The sequence below is a fragment of the Paenibacillus sp. FSL R5-0923 genome, from assembly GCF_038009145.1.
GTDB lineage: Bacteria > Bacillota > Bacilli > Paenibacillales > Paenibacillaceae > Paenibacillus_AQ.
In genome coordinates this window covers 4,183,617-4,194,663 of record NZ_JBBPAT010000001.1, presented here as the reverse complement: position 1 = coordinate 4,194,663, position 11,047 = coordinate 4,183,617, and the positions used below count along the sequence as shown (strand labels likewise).

Sequence of the window (11,047 nt, the reverse complement as noted above, 5' to 3'; positions counted from 1 at the left end):
TCTTCACATTCGAATTCGTTGATGCAGCAGGGAACACGGGTACGGCGAAAGCGGAGGTAAGCAACATCGTGGCGAATGCTTCTGGGGGTCCCGGTAAACCCGAACTATCAAGCAATAACGGCCATAATACAGGCTTAATGGACGGAACTTATGACGTAAAGATGAACATGTGGTGGGGAAACAACGGTACAACTTACAAATTATATGAGAATGATGCACTCATCGATACACAAACACTCAAAGACGCATCACCTCAAGCCCAATCCACAGTCACCTCCGTGACGTACAAGGCAAACGGTACGTACCGCTATATCGCTGAACTGACAAATGCATTCGGTACCACGCGAAGCAACATACTAACTGTGCGCGTGACCGATGCTGATCCAGGCCAACCAGTTCTCTCACATGATAACTGGAATGGGGATGGAACCTTCAAAGTGAGCATGAACATGTGGTGGGGAACAAATGGGTCGTCGTACCGGCTTTATGAGAACGGCGTGCTCATCGATACCCAGACGCTCACCAATAAGACACCTCAAGCGCAATCGGCAGTAACGGAGATCCGTGATCTACCGGCGGGCATGTATGAATATCGATGCGAGCTTGTGAACGAAGCTGGCGTGACATCGAGTAATACGATCACCGTACACGTGCAATAATCCTTAGCCGCTAAATCACAAAGACGCCAATACATCACGTGGTATTGGCGTCTTCAACATGTTGAGCATTCGGGCTTCTGCCGCAGCTGCTGTGACTGCGTTTTAGTTTATTTTTGAGTTTGATAATCATCGATCAAATGTTGCAGGTTTTTTTTATATATTCAGTCGGCGTGACACCAACGTGCTTTTTAAATGTTTTTAAAAAATAGATATAATCTTTGAACCCGCTTGCCGTGGCAATTTCGTGAATTGAGAGCCTATGCTGATCCAAGAGTGTCTGTGCTAGCTTTAATCGGTATTTTATCAAATACTCAGCAAAGCCAATACCAATCTCTTGTTTGAAAAGCTTACTCAAATAAACGTTGCTAATATTTATTTTGTCAGCGATCAGGCTTAGTGAAATATCTTCTGTATAATGCACATGGATAAACGCTAGTGCTTCTTTTACATAGATTGAGGTTGGCAATGCTTCATGCATCGCAAGCGCATCGCAGAGCTTGTCGAATAGCGATAATAGCCATTCCTGTACGGATGACAGAGATGAAAAATCACTCAGATGCTTATCAGGCAAGATTGGGTCTGCATAAACCTCACGTAGATCGATCGAATGATTTTTGCAAATCTTGTTAATAAGACTGAGTAAATCGGTGAAGACCATTTGTGCAATCGCAAGCGGTGGTTTATTTGCTCGAATTTCGCTGAATAAATGAGATAGCATGGTGCAGATTCCTTCACGGTCCTGAATAGAAATCAGATGAGTGAGCGTTGATTCTTTCTGGATGTCAAAGTAGTTCAGCATCGCCGCATCTTGCTGTTCATCCGAGCTAGTGAATACAGCTCCAGCCTCGTAATAAAACTTGGTTTTCAGCTTTTTCTCGGCTTGCTGATAACTTTGCGGAAGTTGCTGGATGTGACTGCATATGTTGCCGATGCTGAAGCTGACCGAAAGATTCAGAAAGTTCTTCATGCAAGATGAGATTCGTGTCATCGTATTCTGTATAATATCCTGAATCTTTTTTTGGCTAACGATATTCGCGAATGAGAGAAAAACAGCATACTTTTCATTGACAATAGGGCATACCGCTCCGTTCTGCTGATCTTCAAGAATTTCGGAAATAATATTGTTAACAGAAAAACGCAACAGTGTAGTTTTTTTCAGATCCATGGATTGGTAGTCGTCGATGCACATGATCATAACTAACACTTGAGAGAGATCTAAATTGAGCTTAAGGGTTTGGATATGTGCGGCGATCTCATCATCATCGATATAAAAACATGTCAGCAACTGAATAAGAAACTCTTGTTTCAACGCATTGATATTGTTGGTGTCAAGCATGTGGTCAGGTTGTTTGGGGCTCTGTGTCAGCGAACGACTTGCCTTATTCAACGCTTCCTTCAACGTGACAGCTGATATTTTATGTTTGAGAATGTAATCGACGGCTCCATTTTGCAGTGTACCATACACATAGTTAAAGTCATCGTAGTTACTAAGCGCAATAAATTGAATATGAGGATGCTCGATATGTAGTCTCTCACACAAGGCAAGCCCATCGATATTCGGCATTTTCATGTCTGAGAGTATGATATCAGGCGAACACTTCGAGATTTTATCGAGAGCTTCTTGGCCGTCACATGCTTCACCACATAATATGTATTCAGCACTGCCTACCGCACTCACCAGCTCCGTACTGAGCATGTATTTGAGATTGTTGCGTACAAGGACATCGTCTTCCACAATCATCACTTTAATCATATTGCACCCCCTTTGTGATCATTGGAATTCCAATTTCAACGGTTGTATATAGATTAGGCTCACTCCACATGGTAAAGCTGCTAAGTTCTCCAAAGAGTAGGTGAAGCCTGGCACGGACGTTGGCAAGTCCGATATGAGTTGTGTTTGAAGCTGTGAAAGCGAGTAACGCGGTGAGATCGTCCTCTGTCATCCCTTTCCCATTATCTTTAATACGTATTCGTAACAAATCGTCCTCAGTGAATACACGTATTTGAAGAATTCCAACTTCATTTTGTGGCACAAGACCATGGAGTAAAGCATTTTCCACAATTGGTTGTAGTAAGAGCTTAGGAACCATCTTATCATGAACATCTTCACTCACCGAAAAATAACATGTGAATTTTCCACTGTAACGATATTCTTGGATTTCAAGATATTGCTGTAAATAATGAATTTCCTCTTTAACCGTAATAAAACGATCGTTGCTCAAATTCACATGTAGCATATCGGAAAGTGCAATGGATACATTCTCAATATTTTGTGCGCCACGCAGCGTAGCGAGATATTTAATCGTGTTTAAAGTATTGTACAGAAAATGCGGGTTGATCTGTGCTTGCAGGGCGCGCATTTCTGATTTTCTTTTCTCTTGCTCACTATTATGTATACCTGTGATTAATTCGCGAATACGCATAATCATAATACGGATTTGCTGGTAGAGCTGCCCAACTTCGTCCTTTGAACGGATATCTACGTCGAGATTTAGATTCTCATGGTCAATTGTTGTGACTGCACGAGAAAGCTTACGTAAATTACGGGACAGAAAAAATGTAAACAATGAAACCAATAATATAAACATTACGCCACACAGTAAGGCAATGATAACGACTTGACTGCGTGTATTGAGAAAATCAGCTAGTATTCCGTTAAATGGGACGAAACCAATGATTCTCCATCCTGTTAGGAACATTTTCTGTGAAACGGCAAGACTATTTTCTCCACGTAACATAGTGACAAACCGTCCGTCACTTACAGACGCTTTGTCTGTTAGTGAGCTCATTTCCGTATCATTGAGCTTGTGGGCATCGGACCCAGCAGGAAAGATAGGCGTACCGGTTTCCTCATCCATTACGAACACCGCATAATCATTGATATTATCAATACCAAACATGTCGTTAAGCATGGATATCTTAATATCGGCGATCACAAGACCTATCAACTCTCCATGGTACTTGATTGGGCGTGCAATTGAAAATACAAGATCAGAGTCCTGCCTACGATATGAACTATAGAAATGAGGCGGTATAAACTTCACTGCAGTATCTGATGCCTTCAACTCTTCGTACCAAACTTGCTTCAAAACTTCCTTTCCATTCATGGTGGGTCCATAGGACAAGCTATTGCCTTCCAGATCATACACCGCCATCCCATTAAGGTAAGATTTAAAATTACACAAGCTAATCATATAGTCTTCAGCTTCGCGACGGTATTGCAACAAGGTAGCATCCCCAACATTCTTATACTTCAAATAATTAAAAATCCGACTATTCAGGTTGTTCCCAAAATTACTGGAAATGAGTGCTGTCACGCGGTCAATATCCTTGAGAGCGGTTTCAAAATTGTTGTTGGATATTTGCAGCATGGCATACAAGTTATTTACAGATGTGGTCGTGGCCTGTTTGGTCAAGCTATCGTACCAATAATAAGTCGTAGCCGTCGTAAATATACAAAACAGCGTCAATGTTACACCTATTATCTTAAATTGCAGGCTATGTAAGGTATGTCGTAGAAGTTTATGCACGGGCTGTATCTCCCTTTCTTGAAGCGAATGATGTGATGATTGAACTTCGTATTCCGAACTTATCACTCCATCTTTCAAGAAGTCAATGCATAATCCCTGATGGTAGAGCAGAACGTGAAAATCAGTTAAAAAAGGACAGTTCAGTTTAAAAAAGAACAATTCCTCGCATGACAGATGCTGATAAGATGAAAGTACATTACATAAGGGAGGTTACAAAATGAAATCCAAAAAAATGTTTGTGATCCTGCTTACATCCGTCATGGCGCTATCCATGGTTGGTTGCGGACAACAGGGGGCTCATTCATCCAAATCATCGGATCCTAGTCCAAACGCAACAAATGATGTGAAAACTGTTACCGTTCTTACATTTACAGAATGGTATAAGGATGGATGGAAAGCGCTTGAAAGCTATGTCAATGAAAACTCTCAGGAGCTTGGATTTAAATTGGATATTCAAAAAATAGCAGGAGGCTCTCAAGGCGAAGATGTGGTCAAAGCACGGTTTGCCACAGGAGATTTACCAGACATAATTCAAACTTATGGCGCAAAGTGGATTGATACACAGGTAAACGCACTGGATAAAATCGTGGATATGGGCTCACTTTCTAGTGAATCGGAGTATGACGCTGCTACACTTGAAGAAGGTGGATATCGCTACGACGGTAAACTATACGGCATGCCAATCGATACAACCAACCTATTAGGTGTGTTTTACAACAAAAAAGTATTCGAAGAAGCGGGTATCACAGAAATCCCTACGAACTGGGAGCAATTTCTAGCTGCTTCTGAAAAGATAAAAACGATCAAAAAAATACCTCTTTATTATTCCGGTAAGGATGCGTGGACACTTCAGTCCTTCACACATTTTGGATTTAATAAAGAAGTATTTGAAAGTGGAAAATCATATAGTCAATTTTGGGGTGAAATGAATACGAACAAACGTAATTATGCGGAAAATAAACATTTTGCTGATGCCATAGCAAAGTCTAAAGAAATGATAGATAAAGGTTATGTTAATGAAACTTACCTATCGGATACATACGATATGGCTCAGACCGCATTGGCACAGGGCGATGCTGGTATGTATGTCAATGCAACTTGGGTAATTGATGAAATTTCAAGTAAGTATCCGGATGCAGTACAGGATATCGGGGCGTTTGCATTGCCTTTGTATAATGAGAGTGAAAATTTCACGGACTCTTCTTTGCCAGCCTCCCTTCATATTACGACCAGCGCAAAAGATGTTGACACTGCGAAGAAAGTAATTGATTTTATTAGCTCTACCAAAGGACAGCAAATTTATGCTGATGCTCAAACAGGTATTTATATTAATAAAAATGTAAAAGTGAATCTTTCACCAGGACACCAAGATCTCTTGAATCTGATGAAAGAAGGTAAGAGTATAGCCTTATGGCAAGGAACAGGAAATAACTATGGTTACGGCTCTTACGACAAGTTTCTGCAAGATTATTACGTGGGCTCTAAAACCGTAGATCAAGTTCTCCAATCAATGGATGAAGAAACCACGAGAAACGCAACAGCAGCCCAAGATCCGAACTGGAAATAAACGTAACTGATATCGAAATACTTGAAATGGGTGATCTAATGCCAAAACAACTCAAAAATATCTATGCTTACTGGATGGTTATCCCATGTTTTGTGATCTATGGACTGTTTTTTTTACTGCCTTCCATGATGGGATTTGGATTCTCTTTTTTAAATATACGTAACTTTGAATTTTCTGCAGCCTCCTTCGCGGGGTTGCAGAATTATATCAATGTGTTTACGGACAGTTATCTGAATATTGCGATTAAAAATTCATTTATATTTGCCTTTGTCACCACAGCATTAAAAGTCGTATTTGGTATGTTATTGGCTGTGTTCTTAAATAACAAACTTAGAACAACCAATTTTCTTCGTACGGTGTTTTTCTTGCCTGCTGTGCTTAGCAGTGTTGCTGTGGGTATTATTTTTACAGCGATCATGCATCCGACTCGAGGTATCATGAATGTCTTTTTGGATACCATTGGGCTGGATGTATTCGCACAACATTGGCTGACGAATCCACAAATCGCTATATTCTCCGTCGCGTTCATTGAGGTATGGAAATGGACAGGCTTTACGATGGTGATCTTACTTGCAGGACTGCAGACCATACCTGAAAGTTATTACGAGGCGGCAGAAATTGATGGTGCAACGGCATGGATGAAATTTAAATATGTGACCTTCCCACTGATAATGCCTGCCTTTACTAATGCAATGGTCGTTAATCTAATTGGTGGGCTAAAAGCGTTCGATATTGTACAGTCCGTGACGCAAGGAGGGCCTGGTTCGGCAACCGAAGTGTTTGGTACACTCGTGTACAAATCATTTGGTAGCGGCCGCTACGGCGAGGGTTCTGCAGCAAGTATTATCTTGTGTATCGTCGTGCTTCTTGTTGTATTGCCAGTTTATAAGTTTTTGTCCACCAAGGAGGTGGAAATGTGATGCAGCGAAAAAAAGGACACTGGGGAGTCGAAGCACTCGGACTTTTGTTCAGTCTTGTCGTCATCATTCCATTCTATATGATCCTTATCAACTCGTTTAAGAATAAAGAGGACGCTGCGCTGATTAACTTGCACTTTCCATCGCAATGGCAAGCGATATCAAACTATACAACGATGTTCAAAGAGGGCGGAATTGGGACAGCGTTTAAAAACAGCATGCTCCTCACCGTACCGAGTGTTCTTATAATCATCATTTTGTGTGCAATGACCGGGTTTGTGTTGCAACGACGTAAACATAGGGTATCATCGATCATGTCTTCACTCATTATTCTAGGACTTTTTATCCCAGGGCAGATCATTCCTACGTATTTCATCTGTCACTACTTAAATATTTCATCGTTCACTGCAGCTGCTCTCGTCTTGATTGCAGCGAATATTCCCATGGGCGTCTTTCTATATATGGGCTTCTGTAAAAGTATTCCGGCAGAAATTGATGAATCTGCAATACTCGACGGTTGTGATCCGATAAAGCTGTTTTTCAGAATAATTTTTCCGTTGCTTCAACCCATCACAGTCACGCTTTTTATCATTACCTTTATGGCGATTTGGAATGACTTTGGAACAACGATCTATTTTTTGAACAGTACCAAAAATTTCACATTAACGCTTACGATCTTTAATTTTTTCGGTGTGCACAGCTCGGATTGGAATCTTGTGTTCGCGAATGTCATTATCATATCGCTTCCCGTTGTTATCGTTTATTTTCTTGCCCAAAAGCAGATTATTTCGGGGATGACGGCTGGGGCAGTGAAAGGATGAGTTAGAGTATGGAAACAGCATTTCGCATTTTCGAAGTGCCATCACAAATTAAGCCCATTAAGAATCGTTTAGATTTTATGCGTCGTGGCGCTGACGCTTACAATGCCTATACCGATAGTCTAGCACTTTCTCTGGATTGGGATGTTCATGTGCAAGGTCAAAAGGTGCCTGTATATGCAGTACCCGTCACGTCTGGTGGCCCGCACAGCTTTTGTACCATCGAGCTACTAGGCGATGACGTTGCCATTGATTTATGCATGACTTTTCAAGGGAAACTTCACTCTGCGACGGTGTTTTCACAAGAACAAGGTGTTACCTACCGTGTTGAGGAGAATCAGGTTCATTGTTCCGTCGTTGGAGCATGTCATTTGCTTGTGGAAGTGAACGGACGGGTCCATACGCCTCTATCGATTTTTGTAATGCCACCTGAAAACCGCATACCCGATCTGGCGTCACCTCATGTTCTATATTTTGGACCGGGCGTGCATGAGGTTAGTTACTTGGAGCTTTGTGATCATCAAACGGTTTATATCGCTGGAGGCGCTATATTAAGAGCTGTTCCACCTCAGAATGATGAGGTACCTATCCTGGGTGTTGATTGGGCTGGCAAGCCGAATTTCAACGATTTTATCTTCGCTAAAGGCAAACAAGGTATTCGTATTCTGGGCCGCGGGATCATTGATACATCAGCACTAGATTGGCATGCGCGCCGGACGATGTGTTTTACAGATTGTGAAGACGTTATCGTAGATGGGCCGATCCTGGTTGGAGCTGCGCATTGGACTGTAGAGGCGTTCCATTGTAAAAATGTATTGTTCGAACATCTTTCCTTGTTTGGCTATCGCGAGAATAGTGATGGCATTGATATCGTCAGTTCTCAACATGTTCGTGTTCGTCATTGCTTTGTTCGTACGGGTGACGATGCGATTTGCGTGAAAGCAATGTTACCGGCTCCGATCCTAGGTGGTGATGATATTGTCGTAGAGTACTGTGAGGTGTGGAATGACAAAGTACGAGGACTTGGCATTGCAGGCGAATCGAAGAGTGATATTCGAAACGTGACATTCCGCCATTGCACGGTATTCCACAGCTTTGCTCGCTGGGCGTATGAGTTGGGTGCGTTGTGTATCGCACTTTGTGACAGTGGTACCATATCCGATATTCTGTTTGAAGATATTACGATTCACCAGGAGGATTCCAGTGTGGTGAACTGCATTTTGATGCGCGACCGCTGGTCAACTGACAACGATGCAGGTCAAATCAAAAGGGTTTGTTTTCGAAATATACGTATACCGTCCAATGCGCCGGTTCGGTTATGGGGCTATGATGAAGAACATCGGGTAGAGGATATATTATTTGATCACATCTACACACCTGATGGCATTGCTCACACGTCAGATACACTGTGGCTAGAAACAAATCCATACGTAAACAACATACACATCAAAGAAAGGAAGGATCATCATGGCTCATTCTAAGTTTCATTTACCTAAAGCTGTTTTTGTACTGTTTTTTTCTTTGTCGTTCATTGTATTGTTTAGCGCAAACATACCAGCTGGCTACGCACAGGCGTCCGAGGATGCTATGGTTACGGCCTACCCTGTACCAAGTGGTCTGCCGTCAAAATATGTTTCTTCTGATTTTACGATAACTGCGGGGAATACATCTGTTCCAGTATATGTTTCTGGAGAAAACGCGTGGGGCAACAATGTCTCCTATGCAGCATTGGATACTTCGGGTTTGACCAACGTGAATATCAACGTACATTTTCCTTTTAATTCCTATCAGTTACTTCCACATTCGCTCGGGCTTTCAGGGACACGGAATGGTAATAGCGTATCTGTACAAGTTAATCCTGACACCGACGTTACGTTACTGCTGGATGGTGATTATAACGGTCGTGTACTTCATTTATTTGTTCGTTCACCTGAAACCAATATCCCTTCGATGCAGGATAGCCATGTGATCTATTACCCACCTGGATACTATGATCTGTCTGCGCAAGGACCCGTACAAATCACTTCAGGTCAGACTGTATATATTTCAGGGGGTGCTATTGTGCGGGGGCGCTTTCTCGTGCAGGGTTCTGAGAATGTAACGATACGCGGACGCGGCATATTGCTGAACGATTACGTGAGCGGTGATGGGTTTGACGAAGTCGCACTTGCTTTGAAAAATAGCAAAAATATAGAAATTCGCGACCTGATCGTAGCACGTGACCAAAATGCGTGGACGGCTTTTATGTGGAAGTCCGCACAAGTAGATGTGCTTAATTACAAAGCGATTAATGCGCGTTATGCTTCGTCGGATGGCTTTAATATCGCAAACAGTCATGATGTATTGTTTGACCATGCTTTTATTCATACAAGTGATGACAGCGTAGCGATCAAAGGTACAGGTAATGCAGGCTATGATCCGGCTGTGGATCCTGCAACAGCACCACCGACCTACAATATAACTTATCAAAATTCTCAGCTCTGGAGTGATGCGAACAATGCCATCGGTATCGGGGCGGAAACACTAGCAAGTACCTTTGACAATATCAAATTTAAAAATATCGATATCTTACGAAATTTTGATGATATCAATTACCCGGATCAGCTTACAGAGCGGGCGGCAATCAATATTTGCGCGCTGAATGCGACTACGATCCAGAATATCACGTTCGAAGATATCCGTGTGGAGAAAGCCAAACGTCTCATTAATATTACAATGGAAGACGATTTCTGGTTCGGTAGTTTACCAGGAAACTGGCAATGGCCTGGAGTCATCCGCAACGTTCATTATAAAAATATAACATCGATGTCGGATGGTTCGAACGAGATTCGTATTTATGGTAGAGATGCAGCACACCTTATTGAAAACATTACATTTAAAAATATCCAAATAGGCGATCAATTCGTATCAGCCTTCCAAAGTGCATATTTCAGAGTCAATTCATTTGCACGTAATCTGGAGTTGTACTCACCGGAGAACCCAAATGGAATTACGACAGACGGCCCGATACTCCCTGATGGTTCCACTCATCATGCGGCTGAACAGTTTTCCATGGAACAGGGAGTGAACCATTGGTTTTATCGAACTTGGCAGGCAGGTGTTGGTACAAGGGATATGGTATGGAATTTAGATGGTTCAATGCATTGGCACGGTCCAAAAGCTTGGGATGCGATATGGAAAGCGGATGGAGAGCTCTATTTTCATCCGGATGTAACGCAGATTCTGTTAGATTGGGTGTCTCCACGTGCAGGGAAGATTGAGATTAACGGGATCGTTAAGAAATCGGTCGTTAATGGTGGAGATGGGGTGACGGTAAGCATTTGGAAGAACAACCAAATGATTTGGCCTTCCAATGGTCAGTGGCAAGTCCTTGAGTACAATGACAATATGGGACATGAAACAGCGGCCTCTACGATCTTGAATAAAGGCGATGTGATATCATTTCGGGTGGATAAGCGCGGAACAACCGACTACGATTCGACCAAGTGGACACCTGAGATTACTTTCATAGATTGAACCACTAGCGATATGAATACGATAGATAAGGAGAACATCA

At 42.2% G+C, this 11,047-nt stretch carries 7 protein-coding genes and 1 pseudogene; 6 read left to right on the top strand and 2 right to left on the bottom strand.

What is annotated here, in order from left to right; genetic code table 11:
- Positions 1-89: 89 nt before the first annotated feature.
- A pseudogene (locus tag MKX35_RS31920) lies at positions 90-659 on the top strand (chitinase N-terminal domain-containing protein); the annotation flags it as partial.
- A 133-nt stretch (positions 660-792) separates the two neighbouring features.
- Here the strand turns inward: MKX35_RS31920 and MKX35_RS18785 are convergent.
- On the bottom strand, positions 793-2,412 hold the full coding sequence (locus tag MKX35_RS18785) for a response regulator (RefSeq protein ID WP_076299826.1): 1,620 nt from the start codon (positions 2,410-2,412) through the stop codon (positions 793-795).
- Entirely contained in the window at positions 2,405-4,189 is a 1,785-nt protein-coding gene (locus tag MKX35_RS18780) for a cache domain-containing sensor histidine kinase (RefSeq protein ID WP_076299827.1), read from the bottom strand. Before MKX35_RS18780 ends, MKX35_RS18785 begins: the two co-directional genes overlap by 8 nt.
- Before the next feature lie 217 nt (positions 4,190-4,406).
- Between MKX35_RS18780 and MKX35_RS18775 the strand changes: the two genes are divergently transcribed.
- Genes MKX35_RS18775 through MKX35_RS18755 form a run of 5 tightly spaced genes read left to right on the top strand, consistent with a single transcriptional unit; the run spans position 4,407 to position 11,007 of the window.
- A complete protein-coding gene (locus tag MKX35_RS18775; protein WP_076299828.1) occupies positions 4,407-5,756 on the top strand; it encodes an ABC transporter substrate-binding protein in 1,350 nt (449 codons plus the stop codon).
- A gap of 38 nt (positions 5,757-5,794) precedes the next feature.
- Positions 5,795-6,676: a carbohydrate ABC transporter permease gene (locus MKX35_RS18770; RefSeq protein WP_076283699.1), complete on the top strand. Its 882-nt coding sequence runs from the start codon at positions 5,795-5,797 to the stop codon at positions 6,674-6,676.
- Positions 6,676-7,494 carry a carbohydrate ABC transporter permease gene (locus tag MKX35_RS18765; RefSeq protein WP_076299829.1) on the top strand — a complete coding sequence of 273 codons (819 nt, stop codon included), beginning with the start codon at positions 6,676-6,678 and terminating at the stop codon, positions 7,492-7,494. The genes MKX35_RS18770 and MKX35_RS18765 overlap by 1 nt, the downstream gene beginning before the upstream one ends.
- Before the next feature lie 8 nt (positions 7,495-7,502).
- A complete protein-coding gene (locus MKX35_RS18760; protein ID WP_076299830.1) occupies positions 7,503-8,972 on the top strand; it encodes a glycosyl hydrolase family 28 protein in 1,470 nt (489 codons plus the stop codon).
- On the top strand, positions 8,959-11,007 hold the full coding sequence (locus tag MKX35_RS18755; RefSeq protein ID WP_081382924.1) for a glycosyl hydrolase family 28 protein: 2,049 nt from the start codon (positions 8,959-8,961) through the stop codon (positions 11,005-11,007). Before MKX35_RS18760 ends, MKX35_RS18755 begins: the two co-directional genes overlap by 14 nt.
- The last annotated feature ends 40 nt before the right edge of the window (positions 11,008-11,047 follow it).

Excerpts from the sequence above, each read along its gene's own strand:
- MKX35_RS18785 (WP_076299826.1), bottom strand. The coding sequence starts at position 2,412 with ATGATTAAAGTGATGATTGTGGAAGACGATGTCCTTGTACGCAACAAT.
- MKX35_RS18775 (WP_076299828.1), top strand. The coding sequence starts at position 4,407 with ATGAAATCCAAAAAAATGTTTGTGATCCTGCTTACATCCGTCATGGCG.
- MKX35_RS18770 (WP_076283699.1), top strand. The coding sequence starts at position 5,795 with ATGCCAAAACAACTCAAAAATATCTATGCTTACTGGATGGTTATCCCA.
- MKX35_RS18765 (WP_076299829.1), top strand. The coding sequence starts at position 6,676 with ATGCAGCGAAAAAAAGGACACTGGGGAGTCGAAGCACTCGGACTTTTG.
- MKX35_RS18760 (WP_076299830.1), top strand. The coding sequence starts at position 7,503 with ATGGAAACAGCATTTCGCATTTTCGAAGTGCCATCACAAATTAAGCCC.
- MKX35_RS18755 (WP_081382924.1), top strand. The coding sequence starts at position 8,959 with ATGGCTCATTCTAAGTTTCATTTACCTAAAGCTGTTTTTGTACTGTTT.